Raw genomic sequence first — 13538 nt, 5'->3', positions numbered from 1 at the left:
GCAACAGTCTGACAAAAACATCGCCTTTTAGGGAAAGATACCCCAAAAACTTTTCTGTTTTTTTATCAACAGGCTACTTTCAAACAGTATCTGGACGCATGCGGCCCAGCCAGCACGGAACGAACCTGCATACGATAAAGCCTCCCTGCCTGCTGGCCTTATACCAGTCGCCAGGACTGCGGCCACGGCGCAGGAACCCATCAGGGCAAAACCGTCTTTACCCCGGTGTTGCCGAACCACCCTTCATCACACAGGGCACCTGTGGTGCGAGCTGCGGGACTCGAACCCGCACGCCCTGTTAACGGGCGCAAGATTTTAAGTCTCGTGCGTCTACCATTCCGCCAAGCTCGCATTAAGCGCATCTTCTAGCACACACACCATCCACGACAACTCAACCCGTCGCGGTTTAAGGATATTTTCACACAAAAAATATCCCTCTGCCCCTCCGGGTCATTCCTGCATATCGCGCAACAGGGTGGCCCCTTCGCGGTGTAGCCATAGCTCGGCCATACGCCGATGCGGGGTCAGGCGATCCACCAGCATCCAGAAATCCGGCCCATGGTTCATGTGCCGCAAATGCGCCAGTTCATGGGCCATCACGTAATGCTGCACCTCTGGTGGGGCCATGATCAGACGCCAGCACAGCATGATTGCCCCATCGGCAGTACAACTGCCCCACCGGCTGCGTGTATCGCGCACCGTCAGCCGCGTGGGGCGCAATCCCGCCTGCCGTGACAGCGCGTCCAGCCCCGCCCCAAGGCGGGTCCGCGCCTCCTCCCGCAGGAAAGCCAGCAGGCGTCTTACCAGAAACGCGGCTTCCCCACTGACATGTATCACCTCGCCCTCGATCCACACGCCACGCCGGGCCTGCGGACAATGGCGAATGGCATGGGGCCGTCCATCAATCAGCACCTGTCCCCCATCATGCCATCGCGGGGCCTGCGGTATGCGGGCAAGATTGGCCACCACCCATGCCGAATGTGACCGCAACAGCGCCAGTGCATCATCACGTCGGGCGCGTGGCGGCAGGGTCAGGATGACATGACCGCTGCGTGCATCAATCCGCATGGAAATGCGCCGCGCCCGCGCCGAACGACGCCAGCATACCGTGACCTGCCTGCTGGCGATGGCCACGGTTTCGGGGCCATCGGACATCATTCGCGCGACGGAATGTCCGGGGCCTGCGTGCCGTCGGCACCGGGGGGACATTCACCCGGCCATTCAACGACATGATCCTCCAACGCACCGGCACGACGTTCGCTAATGACACGCCCGCTGACCGAAACCCCGGCCTCATGCACCGTATCGGCCCGTCCCGAAACCAGCGGATGCCACCATGGCAGGGGCCGTCCCTCCTGTATCAGACGGTATCCACAGGTGGGAGGAAGCCAGTCGATATCCTTCAGCATGTCCGGCGTCAGGCTGATACAATCCTGAACCTTGCGCTGTCGATGCGGATAATCCTTACACAGGCACGTCGTGGTATCCAGCAGACGACAGGCAACATCGGTAAAGACGATCTCCTCCGTCTCATCATCACGCAGTTTGTGCAGGCAGCACCGGCCACACCCGTCACACAGCGATTCCCATTGCTGGCGCGTCATACGTGACAGCGGAACCGTCATCCAGAACGGACGGTCCCCTCCGTCATTACGGCTATCCATGCCCATTGCCTCCTGTCCCCGTCCCGTCATGTCCCGAGGGTCGCCCCCATATCCACCATGGCGGCCAACACCCCCATCCCCAGTCCCGCGCAGGCAGACAGCACCAGTGACGGCCCAAGCAACGGCAACCACAACAGACGCGCACGCATCCATAGCCCCGCCCCCAGCCCCCATGCCGTGCGCGACACGCTCGCAGGCACGCGCATCAGCGCTCGCAACGGCAGCACCGTCACAAGAGGGCACACAAACACGCCCTGCAATACCGGCCACAGGGCCACATTCCCCGCCCCGCCCCAATGCGGCAGCCACAACACACCGGCCATCCCCGGCACCAGCACCAGCAGCAGCAACACCTGCACCACGGCAGGTCCCCATGGCATGCGACGCCGCATGAACATGCATGCCCCCATGACCACCACCGCCATGATGAACGCCGTCATGGCGCATTCCGCCATATCAGGAAGCAACATCATACCGCCACCACCGCGAACAAAAGACACGTGGCATCACGCGGGTCCACGCAGCCAGTCGGCAAAACGCTGTGACAGGTCCGGCAGGTGCGCACCCCAGAACTCCAGATCCATGGGCAGGTCGACCGAGGGTTCGCCCGCCGGCGACCCGGCGGCAACCTGCCCCATGGGATAAAGGGCGGCAAAACGATCCTGCTGTTCAGGCTGCACTATATAATGCAGCAGATCGCGCGCCTGTCCCGCCATGGCGGGGGATACCCCCTGCACCAGCGCCCATGACAGACATTCGCCCAGGCTCTGCGCCCACTGCACGCCGATATCATGACGACGCGCGGGCAGGCGGGCGATTTCATTGCTGAAGACACTGCCCATCAGCACACTGCCATTTTCAATGATGCGGGCTGATTCCTCTGGCGTGGACCACCATGTAATATACGGGCGCAACTGCGTCAGCTTACGAAATGCCCGGTCGATGCCCGGCCCGGTGGACAGCACGTCATATACGTCATGCGGTGGCACGCCATCGGCCATCAATGCGATTTCCAGCGTCGAGCGCGGGTCACGTCGCAGCCCCCGTTTGCCGGGAAAGCGCACCACATCCCAGAAATCGGCCCAACGTGGGGATGCAGGACGCCACCCGCGATCCCATGCCAGGACGATGGCCGGATGCAGCGCGGCGACACCACATCCGTCGGGATTGTCCGCACTGCCCGCCAGGCGCACCAGGGTGCCCTGTATGCACGATGTACGAATTGCACTGTCTTCGCCAAAGACGACCGCCCATGTGGCGGGCGTGGATTCTGTCGCGGCATGCGCCGCCAGCGTCGTCGCCTGCCCATCCCATGTCCGACGCACGACACGTATCCCCGCCTTCCTTGCAAAAGGCTGGAAATAGGCACGGTCCTGCACCCTGCCCAATGTATCGTCCTGTGTCGCGACGCTCAGGACGGCAAGGCGGTGGTGATGGACGGTGGACACCAGACGGGCGGCCAGCACTTCGGGCGCACACACGATATTCCCCGCCAGCGCCATGATGATGAAAAGACACGACACGCGACGCGGCGACAGGCGGGGCAAAAGGCACGCACTGCTCAACGGAAAGGACAACAGGGAAAACAGCGGGAAAGACCTTCACAAGACGGCATGACCGCCGGTGCGGCCACAGGGATACGGAACATCGGACGCTAGCGCATTTCATGACGGAACGGAAAGGCAATCGCCTGCCCCGCCTGCCACGCCAGCAACGCCGGACGACCGGGTTCCACCCCGCACACGATCTGCAACGGGGGACGGCGCACCAGCAGCTCATCGCCATTCGACAGCCTCATGCGCATGCGGATGTATGTGCCCATGTGACGCATGTCCACCAGGACCGCGGGCAGCATCGCGGATTCGCCATCATCGGTGGCAAGGCTGCCCATCGCCCCCGGTCGCGCGGGAAACAGGGTCGCAATGCGGTCAGGACGCACGCAGACGGTGCAAAGGCTGTCTTCCGCCAGGCCGGGCGCCGCCATGGCCTGCACCGTCAACCCGTCGGGCAGGCGGATGACGGCGACATCCTCCTCGATATAGGACACGCGCCCGGTCAGGGCATTCGCCCCGGCAAAACCGGTGGCCACGCGGTCGCATGCCGGACGGTCGAACAGGTCCGCCGCCGCCCCGGTCTGCAAATGTTCTGCACCGTCAAAGAACGCAATACGGTCCCCCACCACCAGCGCATCATCACGATCACAGGTGGCCATCACCACACACAGGTCACGCGCACGGATCAGGCGGCCAAGGAAATTGCGCATCATCCCCCGCCGGTCCGCCGGCAGCGGGGCAAAGGGATCATCCAGCACAATGACCGGCGGCGCGCAGACCATGACCCGCGCCAGTCCGGCGCGCAGGACCTGTTCCGCATCCAGCGCGGCAGGCCGCACATGGCCCAGCCCCTCCAGCCCCAGCAAAGCCATGGCCTGACGCGCACGGTCCGCCGCCTCCGCCCGGGCAATGCCACGGACACGCAGCGGAAACAGCAGGTTGTGGAAAACCGTCAGGTGCGCGAACAGCGGATCGCGCGCTCCCCACAGGCCACACATCCGCGTGAGCGGTGGGCGACCCGACACATCGATCCCCCCCACCATGACGTTACCGTCAAGCAATGGCCGCTGCCCCACCAGCGCGTCGGCCACCGCCGACAGGTCCGCACCGCGGTTTCCCAGCAGGGCAAGGCATTCCCCCGCCCCGACACCAAAGGAAAACGGGGCGGTATCGGCAGTTGTGACCAGATTGCGGACAACCAGTCGTGAGGAGAAAGGTGGCATGCGATAACAGAAACCTGACTATCCAAAGAAAGGGTTATAAGTGTTTCCTTCCTCCTTACCAGAGGATCATCGGGCCAGCCCCTTTGCAAGGACAAGAAAATGACAAAGACAGACATCAAGCACGTCACGCACGAAGACCTTCAGGCACTGAAGTCCCACGTCGAAAACCTGCTGCAGACGCATGGCAAGCAGGCCCTGCACACCGCCGTCGAAAAGGCGGAACACCTGGCCACCAACGCGCGTGAACTGGCCGAAGCCCCGACCAAGACCCGCTCGCGCGGACGTTCCTTTCTGGCTATCGCCATTTTCTCGGCAATCGGCTACTTTCTTGGCCGCGCCACGAAATAAGGCTTGGTAGCCTGACGAAACCAGAGGACACGCGACAGCAATGAGAATAGGCGAAATCGGCAAGACCATCATTGATGGGGAACTCACCCTACGCAAATTGATGGCCATCCGCCTTGGCCGCCAGGCTGCCTTTCTGGTTGTCGCGGCCGTTTTTGGTGGTTTCGCGACCATAACGGGCCATGGCCTGCTGTGGGCTTTCTGTTACCAGACCCTTGGCCTCAGCGTTCTTGGCGCGTCATGCGCGGTCTTTGCGGTGGATATCATCGCCGCGTGCATGTTCGCCTTCATGGGACGGCGGTCCTATATGACGGCCGAAGAAATCCGTGTCCGCTTCGCCCGCGAACATGCCCTTAATGAACTGCGCCAGACGGTGGCGCTGTCCGCCGTGGTGGGCACCGTCGCCGGGCCGGTGACACGTCACACCGGGCGCGCAATCTGGAACCTGTTCCAGACCGTGACAGGACGCCGCCCCCGCTCCTGATGTGACCATCGGGGGCCGCCGCCCCCGCCGTCATGCATACCATCATGATTGATGCACATCATTGTCAGATGGTATCCATGACGAAATTGCATTGGCTCCCGGACACTTTTTCTGGAAACGTGCGACTGCACGCAATCGTAAGCAGGCAAATAGTTTGCATGCTCATGATTTTTTCCAACCCGGCTGGCAGGATGCAATGGCCGATACCGAGCGCCTTGAACGAGAACGGTCCTTCAGACGCAGGCTGGCGCGCCTTGGCACGGCATGGCGGCGACAGGTGGACCATGACCTGCGCGATTACGGCCTGACCGAAGCCACCTGGCGGCCTGTCCTGTATCTGGGCCTTCTGATGCCGCCGGTACGGCAGACCGACCTTGCCCGCGCCCTTGAGATCGAGGCCCCATCGGTCGCCCGCCTTCTTGATGTGCTTGAACGCCGCGGACTCGTCTTCCGTTCCCGCGACGAGGAAGATCGCCGCTCCAAGCTGGTACGCCTGACGCAGGAGGGGGAGCGGATCGAACGTCAGGTGCGTGACGCGGTGGACGCCGTGTCGCATCGCCTGCTGTCGGGCATTTCGGATTCCGAACTGACGGCGTGCTATTCCGTCTTCGACCGGATTGAGGCCAACCTGTACACGGATCGCATGGCGACCGGGGCCTCCGTCCGTTCATGAGGCTGATCCCCCCCCACGGCGCGCTGTCGCGGCCCCTGCTCCGGCTGGGAACCTTTGTTTTCCCCGACTGGAAAACGGTGCGCCCCACGATTGCCTACAGCATCCGTACGTTGCTGGCGGTGGGGCTTGCACTGTTCCTGGCCTTCGACCTGCAACTCCAGACACCGATGTCTTCGGTCACGACGGTGTTGATCGTCGCCAATCCCGTCGTGGGCGCAATGGTGTCGAAAAGCGTGTGGCGTATTTTCGGCACGATCATCGGCGCGACCTCCGCCATCGCGCTGATGGCGCTTTTTCCACAATCGCCCGTGCTGTATTTCATGGGGCTGTCGTTCATCATCGGGCTGGCATGCTGCGTGTCCACCCTGCTGCGCTTTTACAAGGCGTATGCAGCGGTGCTGACGGGTTATACCATCATCCTGATTTCCGTTTCCGCCTTCAGCGAACCGGACCATATCTTCATGGCCGCGATGTCACGCCTGTCGGCGGTGACGGTGGGCATCCTGAGTACCGCATTCGTCTTCCTGCTGACGAATATCAGCCATCCTGAAAAGGTCATACGCCAGATCGACCAGGTGTTGCGCAACATCACCTCCCATTTCGCGCAGCCAAGCGATCCGTCATGGAATGACGCAACCTCCATGCCCGATGACGCGGGACAGCCCCTGTCCTTCCGCGCCATGTCGATCACATCATATGACCAGCGTGCGCGCCTGCTGTCGCAGGCCAACGCCCTGGTGGAGGCCATCGAATACGCCGCAGCCGACAATTACAGCGTCAGCCTGCGCGCGCGTGGCCTGCGTGGGGGGGTGGCGCGCCTTTTGGGGTTGCTGAGCGCGCATCATCCCATCTGGCAGGATGAACCGCCGATGACCCGGCAGGCGCGGACGGCGCGGCATATCCGCCAGGAGATCATGCGGCATTTCGCGACCCTGCCGCCAGAGGACCTGCATCTGGAAGCGCGCGACAACATGCGCCCCATCCGTCGGCGCATCCGCGCGGCGATGACAGAACTCGACGAACTCGGCGAACAGACGCAGGACCTGCCGACCATCGCCTTCATCGACAATGAACGCGACGTACTGGCGCAGCTCTGTGCGGCGCTTGATGATTTCATGGGACCGCAGGAACATGTCCGCGCCATCGGCCTGAAACTGTATTTCGACTGGCCCGCCGCCCTGCGCAACGGCACGCGCGGCGCGTTCGTCACCCTGCTGGGTTGCATGTTCTGGTATATCTGCCGCTGGACCCACGGGGCGAACATGCTGACCTACCTGATCCCGGCATCATGCCTGCTGGCGACAAGCCCGCTGGCGTCACGTGCCAGCGTCATGTTCGCAAGCGGCACATTCGCGGCCATTCCCGCCGCCTTCATCTGCCAGACCTTTTTGTTGCCGCGCATCGACGGCTACCCGCTGCTGTGGCTGTCGCTGTCACTGTGCCTGCTGCCGGGGATATGGTTGCAGTTCCATCCACGCCACGCCATGCGCGGATTCGGCTATGCGGTGTTCTTCAACGCCATGGTACAGGTGCGCAACCCCATCACCTATGACGACCTGTCGCTGATGAATACATGGATGGCCTTCGCGCTGGGCGTGGTGTCCATCGCACTGGTGTTCCGCGTCATCCTGCCCGCCAACCATCGCCTCGACTCGGGGCGGCTGGTGGCCTCCATCGCACGCGCGACCGAACATCTGGCCCGCCAGCCACTGGGTCAGCATGTCGAATGGCCGGTGTGGGAAAACCTGCAGATGCAAAAAATACTGCGCATCATACAACGCTTCTCCCTCGTATCGTCACCGGGGCGGGTCTATGAACTGACGGATGCGGCATTCATGGCCGTATCGCTGGGCCGGGTGCTGGTCCGGTTGCGCACCCTTGTCACGTCCCCCGCCATTCACGCAGAAGACCGCGAACGCGTGACGCAGGCGCTTGGCGCGTTCCGTTACCTGCGTTCCGACCCGGCGCTTACGGTCCAGACGCTGCGCGCAACCGCGCTGACGCTTCTGTCCCACCTTGAACGCCGGGGGATGCCGGCACATACGCCCACACGCCGTATCGCCGCCTGCCTGGAACAGGCATCGCTGCTGATTGGGGCAATCCCCGGTTTCTTCCATCGCCATGGTCCGCTACAGATGGCGGCGGATATGCCCGGCGCCAATAACCGCCTGACCCTTCCCGTATTGTCCACGACTGGCCCGTTCGGAATGAGAACCGCCTGATGCTGACCGAATTCAATCTCTTCGGTGTCTTCATGGCACCGATTGTCGTCTATGCCATCGCGGCGCTGCCTGTGACCATGCTGCTGCGCTCCCTTTTATGGTGGAGCGGCATCATGAAATGGTTCTGGCATCTCGCCCTGTTCGAGGTCGCGCTCTACACTTGCGTCCTCTGCCTGATGATCCTGTACATCTGACTGTCGCCGAAAAGGTTCGAGAATCCACCATGCCTCTCTTGCGCACCCTGATCCGTGTGGTACTGACCCTGGCGGTCGTGGCGATGGCCATCGTCATGGGCGTCACCTTATGGGACACCTACATGATTGCCCCGTGGACACGTGACGGACGTGTGCGCGTCTATGTGGTCGATGTTGCCCCCGAAGTTTCCGGCACGGTGGTCCAGCTACCGGTGGTGGACAACCAGTATGTCCATAAGGGCGACCCGCTGTTCGTGCTTGACCCGGTCCGCTTCCACCTGGCCATCCGCGAGGCGCAGGCCCGCCTTGACGGTGCGCTCGAAGACCTGAAGCTCAAGCAGAATGATGCCCGGCGCCGCATGGGCCTTGGCGGTATCGTCTCTGCCGAAGAACAGGAGGTTTTCAACTCCAACGTGGCGACGCAGATCGCGTCGGTGGATGCGGCCCGCGCTGCCCTTGATCTGGCCAAGCTGAACCTCCAGCGCTCCATCCTGTATTCGCCGGTCAATGGCAACATCACCAACCTGAACCTGCGGGTGGGCGATTACGTCACGGCCGGGCATGCCCGCCTTGCGGTGATTGACTCCGACTCCTACTGGGTCAACGGGTATTTCGAGGAAACGAAGATGTGGGGCGTCCATGTCGGGGACGAAGCACGCGTCAAGCTTATGGGATACAAGGACATCCTGCCTGGCCATGTCGTCAGTATCGCACGTGGCATCAATGACCAGAACGGCAAGCCAGATGGCCTGGGCCTGCAGGACGTCAGCCCGATCTTCACCTGGGTCCGTCTGGCACAGCGTATCCCGGTGCGCATCCATCTGGACCATGTTCCCGACAGCATCACCCTTGCCGCAGGCATGACGGCGACCATCAGCGTCGGCCCGCAGTCCCGTACCCAACGCGGCCATCTGACGACGTGGTTGCAAGACCACCTGTAAGGCGCCAGGCACAACAATGAATATCACCACGATCACCCGCAAGACCGGCCTGTTCCTGAGCGCCGCCCTGGTGCTGGCCGGTTGCACGGTCGGACCGCGTTACCAGCCCGACCGCATGAAGCTGCCCGCCCGCTTCACCGAGGATGACCATCCTGCCACCAAGGAAGAGATCGAGGACACCGACCGGGAGCTGAAACAGTGGTGGCACCTGTTCAAGGACCCCGAGCTGGACAAGCTGGTCGATAAGGCGATCACAGGGAATTATGACCTGCAGGCGGCAGGGCAGCACATCCTTGCGGAACGCGCGATCCGCGATGTGCAGGCGTCGCAATGGTATCCACAGATGGATGCCGATGCGGGTGGTGGTAATGTCCGGTATTCGATCAACATCGAGAACTGGCCGATCCGTCCAGGCAACCCGGCCAACCACCCGGATGCGAATTACCTGACCTATGGCATGGCAGGCAGTTGGCAGCTTGACGTTTTCGGGCGTATCCGCCGCAGTGTGGAGGCGCAGAAATACGCCGTCGAAGCCACGATTGAGGAACGCCGCGCCCTGATGGTCATGATCCTGTCCGAAGTGGCCAGCGATTACATGATGCTGCGCGACCAGCAATTGCGGCTGGAAATTGCGAACAATAACATCCGTGTGGCCCAGGATGCCTATGACCTGACCAACCGCCTCTACCTCGAAGGGGTGGGCAACACCATGCAGATCGCGCAGGCCAAGGCAGAGCTGGATTCCCAGACCGCCGCGCGCGAACCGCTCAAGACCCATATCTCCCAGATCACGCATGCGCTTGATGTTCTGATGGGGCAGATGCCCGGGACTTCCGAAATCGAACTGAAGGTGGCCAGACCCCTGCCCAAGGTGCCGGAATTCCCGGCCACCCTGCCGTCCATCGTCCTGGCCAACCGCCCGGACATCCGCACGGCCGAACGCCAGTATGCGGAGGCCACGGCACGGATCGGCATGGCCGTGTCACAGCTTTATCCCAATTTCAGCATCCCCATCAGCTTTAACCCGAATGCCTCGGTCATGTCGCAGATGACAGAAGCTGCGACCATGAGCTGGCAGTTCCTGATGATGGCTTCGCTGCCGCTGATGCATGGGGGCAAGCTGACTTCGCAGGTGCGCGCGACACAGGCCGCGGCCGAAGCAAGCCGCCTGAATTACCGCCAGACCGTCCTCAAGGGCTTTAAGGAAGTCGAAGACGCAATGGCCGCCTGGCATGATGATGAGGAACATACCGAACTGCTGGCCAAGGCCGCCGAAGACAGTACGCTGGCAAGTGAGCGCGCGCGCAAGCTGTATGGCGCGGGACTGGTCGGCTTCCTCGAAGTCCTGACTACGGAACGCACCACCCTGAACGCGCAAAATGCCGAAGCCATGGCACGGCTGGAACGGTTGCAGGATGCGATCAACCTGTATACCGCCATCGGCGCAGGCTGGCAGGGTGTGGCACTGACCAACACCACGCTGCCGATCTCGCTGGAGAAACAGAATTTCCTTGCGCACCTGTTCCAGCAGTAATCCACACGGGATTACATGGGCCACGAACTGATTATGATGCCCGTTTCCAGTTGCATGAAAATAACTGGGAACGGGTATTTTCATATTATGCAGGACGTGTCTTCTTGTTTGCAGAAACAATGAAAAAAAACGTTCATGTCATAACCACAAGAAGATTTCAGGAAATATTTCCAGAAAAATTTTGAAAATACTTCCTGTTTTCAAAATTGGTCATGACAGGAAAATACCGCCCGAAAAAAATACCGGCAGCAAGCCATGCTCACTGCCGGTACCAGAAGATCACAGCCGGATCAGATGATCCGGGTCAGCGCCGCCAAACCTTATGACCAGCGCCAGTTACGCACTTCCGGCAGGTCCTGCCCGTATTGCGCGACATAACGCTTATGCTCGTTCAGCTTGTCATTGATCAACTGGTTGGCATAGGCCGCCTTGACCGCAAGGGCGGGTACGCGGCGGATCACGTTCTGCACCAGATGGAACCGGTCCAGATTGTTGCGCACCGTCATGTCGAACGGTGTCGTGGTCGAACCTTCCTCACGATAGCCATGAACGTGGAAGTTGCGGCAGTTGGTCCGCTTGTAGATCAGCTTGTGAATCAGCGCCGGATAGCCATGGAAGGCGAAGATCACCGGCTTGTCCACGGTGAACAGGCTGTCGAACACTGCATCATCCAGGCCATCGGGATGTTCCTGCGGGGTCTGCAGCGTCAGCAGGTTCACCACGTTGATGACACGGATTTTCAGGTCCGGCAGATGTTCATTCAGGATCTGCGTCGCGGCCAGAGCCTCGATGGTGGGGACATCACCGGCGCAGGCGATCACGACATCGGGCTCCCCCCCCTTGTCATTACTGGCCCATTCCCAGATGCCAATTCCCTGCGCGCAATGTTCAATGGCGGCATCCATATCCAGCCACTGCGGCTCCGGCTGCTTGCCCGCCACGATAACGTTCACGCGGTCACGACTTTCCAGACAGGTCTTGGCCGTGCATAGCAGCGTGTTCGCATCGGGCGGCAGGTACACGCGGACGGTCTTGGCCTTCTTGTTCAGGACATGGTCGATGAAACCCGGGTCCTGATGGCTGAACCCGTTATGGTCCTGACGCCAGACATGCGATGTCAGCAGATAGTTAAGCGAGGCGATCGGCGCACGCCATGCCACTTCATCAGCCTGCTTGATCCACTTGGCATGCTGGTTGACCATCGAGTCGACGATGTGAATGAACGCCTCGTAGCACGACATGAAGCCATGGCGGCCCGTCAGCAGGTAACCTTCCAGCCAGCCCTGACAGGTATGCTCGCTAAGGATTTCCATCACATGGCCATCAACGGACAGATGGTCATCGTAATCGAACGTCTCGGCGTTCCATGCGCGGTTCGTAACGTCAAGCACAGCGTTAAGGCGGTTCGAATTGTTCTCATCGGGTGCCAGCACGCGGAAATTGCGTGATGACAGGTTTTCCTTCATCACGTCACGCAGCCACGATCCCAGCACGCGCGTCCCCTCACCCAGCGCATGGCCTGGCGCTTCCACCGTCACGGCATAGGGTGCCACATCCGGCAGGCGCAGGTCGCGACGCAGCAGGCCGCCATTCGCATGGGGGTTGGCACTCATACGGCGGTTGCCCTTGGGCGCAAGCGCCGCAATTTCGGGCATCAGCGTGCCGTTTTCGTCAAACAGTTCCTCTGGCCTGTAGCTGTGCAGCCATTCATCAAGCAGCTTGAGGTGCGCAGGATTGCCAAGGTCGGTAAAGGGCACCTGATGGGCGCGCCAGTATCCTTCGACCCGCTGGCCGTCCACCGTCTTGGGGCAGGTCCAGCCCTTGGGCGTGCGCATGATGATCATGGGCCATATGGGCCGTTCGGTCCTGCCTTCGGTGCGGGCGGCCTTCTGGATGGCGTCGATGCGGGCAAACGCCGTGTTCATCGCATTCGCCATGGCCTGATGCACCACGTCGGGCACGTCACCTTCGACCACGATCGGGTCATAGCCATAGCCCTTGAACAGGGAGACCAGTTCCTCGGGCGAGATACGCGCCAGAACGGTGGGGTTCGCGATCTTGTAGCCATTGAGGTGCAGGATCGGCAGGACCGCGCCATCGGTCTTGGGGTCAAGGAACTTGTTGCTGTGCCACGATGTCGCCAGCGGCCCGGTTTCCGCCTCGCCATCACCGACGACGCAGGCGGCGATCAGGTCGGGGTTGTCGAACACCGCACCATAGGCATGCGACAGGGAATATCCCAGTTCGCCACCTTCGTTGATGGAACCCGGCGTGGTGGGGGCAGCATGGCTGGGAATGCCACCGGGGAAGGAGAACTGCTTGACCAGCCGCGCCAGCCCGTCCGCGTCCTGCGACACTTCGGGGAAATACTCGCTATAGGTGCCTTCAAGATAGGTGTTGGCAATCACACCCGGCGCCCCGTGGCCCGGCCCCGCGATGAACAGGATGCTGCGATCCTGTTCACGAATGATGCGGTTGAGGTGGAGATACAGGAAATTCAGCCCCGGCGTGGTGCCCCAGTGCCCCAGCAGGCGTGGCTTGGTATCCTCAAGCTTCAGCGGCTCGCGCAGGAGCGGATTGGCCAGCAGGTAGATCTGCGCGATCGACAGATAGTTGGCCGCGTGCCACCATTTGTTGAATAATGCCAGTTCCTGTGCCGATAATGGCGTGGTGGATACTGTCTCACTCATCTGCGTCCCCTTCGA

13 protein-coding genes and 1 tRNA gene are annotated in these 13538 nt (G+C 61.4%); 7 read left to right on the top strand and 7 right to left on the bottom strand.

Features of this window, described 5'->3' with window-relative positions; translation table 11 throughout:
• Nucleotides 1-262 precede the first annotated feature (262 nt).
• From FYB92_RS02315 to FYB92_RS02290, 6 genes are all read right to left on the bottom strand, one after another.
• A tRNA-Leu gene (locus FYB92_RS02315) sits at nt 263-351 on the bottom strand.
• A 99-nt stretch (nt 352-450) separates the two neighbouring features.
• Nucleotides 451-1155, bottom strand: a complete 705-nt coding sequence (locus FYB92_RS02310; RefSeq protein ID WP_332828959.1) for a SprT family zinc-dependent metalloprotease — start codon at nt 1153-1155, stop codon at nt 451-453.
• Complete coding sequence (locus tag FYB92_RS02305; protein ID WP_003616561.1) at nt 1155-1670, bottom strand: YcgN family cysteine cluster protein; 516 nt, start codon at nt 1668-1670, stop codon at nt 1155-1157. Before FYB92_RS02305 ends, FYB92_RS02310 begins: the two co-directional genes overlap by 1 nt.
• Before the next feature lie 20 nt (nt 1671-1690).
• On the bottom strand, nt 1691-2164 hold the full coding sequence (locus FYB92_RS02300) for a hypothetical protein (protein ID WP_332828098.1): 474 nt from the start codon (nt 2162-2164) through the stop codon (nt 1691-1693).
• Nucleotides 2165-2170: 6 nt separating this feature from the next.
• Nucleotides 2171-3211 carry an extracellular solute-binding protein gene (locus FYB92_RS02295; protein WP_081378512.1) on the bottom strand — a complete coding sequence of 347 codons (1041 nt, stop codon included), beginning with the start codon at nt 3209-3211 and terminating at the stop codon, nt 2171-2173.
• Nucleotides 3212-3318: 107 nt separating this feature from the next.
• Nucleotides 3319-4440: an ABC transporter ATP-binding protein gene (locus FYB92_RS02290; protein ID WP_003616567.1), complete on the bottom strand. Its 1122-nt coding sequence runs from the start codon at nt 4438-4440 to the stop codon at nt 3319-3321.
• A 99-nt stretch (nt 4441-4539) separates the two neighbouring features.
• Between FYB92_RS02290 and FYB92_RS02285 the strand changes: the two genes are divergently transcribed.
• From FYB92_RS02285 to FYB92_RS02255, 7 genes are all read left to right on the top strand, one after another.
• Nucleotides 4540-4788 (top strand): hypothetical protein, encoded by a 249-nt coding sequence (locus FYB92_RS02285; protein WP_003616569.1) that lies wholly within the window; start codon nt 4540-4542, stop codon nt 4786-4788.
• Nucleotides 4789-4828: 40 nt separating this feature from the next.
• Nucleotides 4829-5269 (top strand): hypothetical protein, encoded by a 441-nt coding sequence (locus FYB92_RS02280; protein WP_003616570.1) that lies wholly within the window; start codon nt 4829-4831, stop codon nt 5267-5269.
• 196 nt (nt 5270-5465) lie between these two features.
• Nucleotides 5466-5942 carry a MarR family winged helix-turn-helix transcriptional regulator gene (locus tag FYB92_RS02275; RefSeq protein WP_003616572.1) on the top strand — a complete coding sequence of 159 codons (477 nt, stop codon included), beginning with the start codon at nt 5466-5468 and terminating at the stop codon, nt 5940-5942.
• The gene (locus FYB92_RS02270) at nt 5939-8164 is read left to right on the top strand and encodes an FUSC family protein (protein ID WP_003616574.1); all 2226 of its coding nucleotides are present in this window, start codon (nt 5939-5941) and stop codon (nt 8162-8164) included. Before FYB92_RS02275 ends, FYB92_RS02270 begins: the two co-directional genes overlap by 4 nt.
• Nucleotides 8164-8358, top strand: a complete 195-nt coding sequence (locus FYB92_RS02265; RefSeq protein WP_003616576.1) for a DUF1656 domain-containing protein — start codon at nt 8164-8166, stop codon at nt 8356-8358. Before FYB92_RS02270 ends, FYB92_RS02265 begins: the two co-directional genes overlap by 1 nt.
• 29 nt (nt 8359-8387) lie before the next feature.
• Nucleotides 8388-9299: an HlyD family secretion protein gene (locus tag FYB92_RS02260; protein ID WP_003616579.1), complete on the top strand. Its 912-nt coding sequence runs from the start codon at nt 8388-8390 to the stop codon at nt 9297-9299.
• A gap of 16 nt (nt 9300-9315) precedes the next feature.
• Nucleotides 9316-10833, top strand: a complete 1518-nt coding sequence (locus FYB92_RS02255; protein WP_003616582.1) for an efflux transporter outer membrane subunit — start codon at nt 9316-9318, stop codon at nt 10831-10833.
• Nucleotides 10834-11153: 320 nt separating this feature from the next.
• Here FYB92_RS02255 and FYB92_RS02250 read toward each other — a convergent pair whose 3' ends face one another.
• Entirely contained in the window at nt 11154-13523 is a 2370-nt protein-coding gene (locus tag FYB92_RS02250) for a phosphoketolase (protein WP_075624919.1), read from the bottom strand.
• Nucleotides 13524-13538: the final 15 nt, after the last annotated feature.

This window comes from Novacetimonas sp. GS1 (assembly GCF_036686925.1).
Taxonomy (GTDB): domain Bacteria; phylum Pseudomonadota; class Alphaproteobacteria; order Acetobacterales; family Acetobacteraceae; genus Novacetimonas; species Novacetimonas hansenii.
This window is presented reverse-complemented; position numbering and strand designations above follow the sequence as displayed.

Excerpts from the sequence above, each read along its gene's own strand:
- FYB92_RS02310 (WP_332828959.1), bottom strand. The coding sequence starts at position 1,155 with ATGTCCGATGGCCCCGAAACCGTGGCCATCGCCAGCAGGCAGGTCACG.
- FYB92_RS02305 (WP_003616561.1), bottom strand. The coding sequence starts at position 1,670 with ATGGGCATGGATAGCCGTAATGACGGAGGGGACCGTCCGTTCTGGATG.
- FYB92_RS02290 (WP_003616567.1), bottom strand. The coding sequence starts at position 4,440 with ATGCCACCTTTCTCCTCACGACTGGTTGTCCGCAATCTGGTCACAACT.
- FYB92_RS02285 (WP_003616569.1), top strand. The coding sequence starts at position 4,540 with ATGACAAAGACAGACATCAAGCACGTCACGCACGAAGACCTTCAGGCA.
- FYB92_RS02280 (WP_003616570.1), top strand. The coding sequence starts at position 4,829 with ATGAGAATAGGCGAAATCGGCAAGACCATCATTGATGGGGAACTCACC.
- FYB92_RS02275 (WP_003616572.1), top strand. The coding sequence starts at position 5,466 with ATGGCCGATACCGAGCGCCTTGAACGAGAACGGTCCTTCAGACGCAGG.
- FYB92_RS02270 (WP_003616574.1), top strand. The coding sequence starts at position 5,939 with ATGAGGCTGATCCCCCCCCACGGCGCGCTGTCGCGGCCCCTGCTCCGG.
- FYB92_RS02265 (WP_003616576.1), top strand. The coding sequence starts at position 8,164 with ATGCTGACCGAATTCAATCTCTTCGGTGTCTTCATGGCACCGATTGTC.
- FYB92_RS02260 (WP_003616579.1), top strand. The coding sequence starts at position 8,388 with ATGCCTCTCTTGCGCACCCTGATCCGTGTGGTACTGACCCTGGCGGTC.
- FYB92_RS02255 (WP_003616582.1), top strand. The coding sequence starts at position 9,316 with ATGAATATCACCACGATCACCCGCAAGACCGGCCTGTTCCTGAGCGCC.
- FYB92_RS02250 (WP_075624919.1), bottom strand. The coding sequence starts at position 13,523 with ATGAGTGAGACAGTATCCACCACGCCATTATCGGCACAGGAACTGGCA.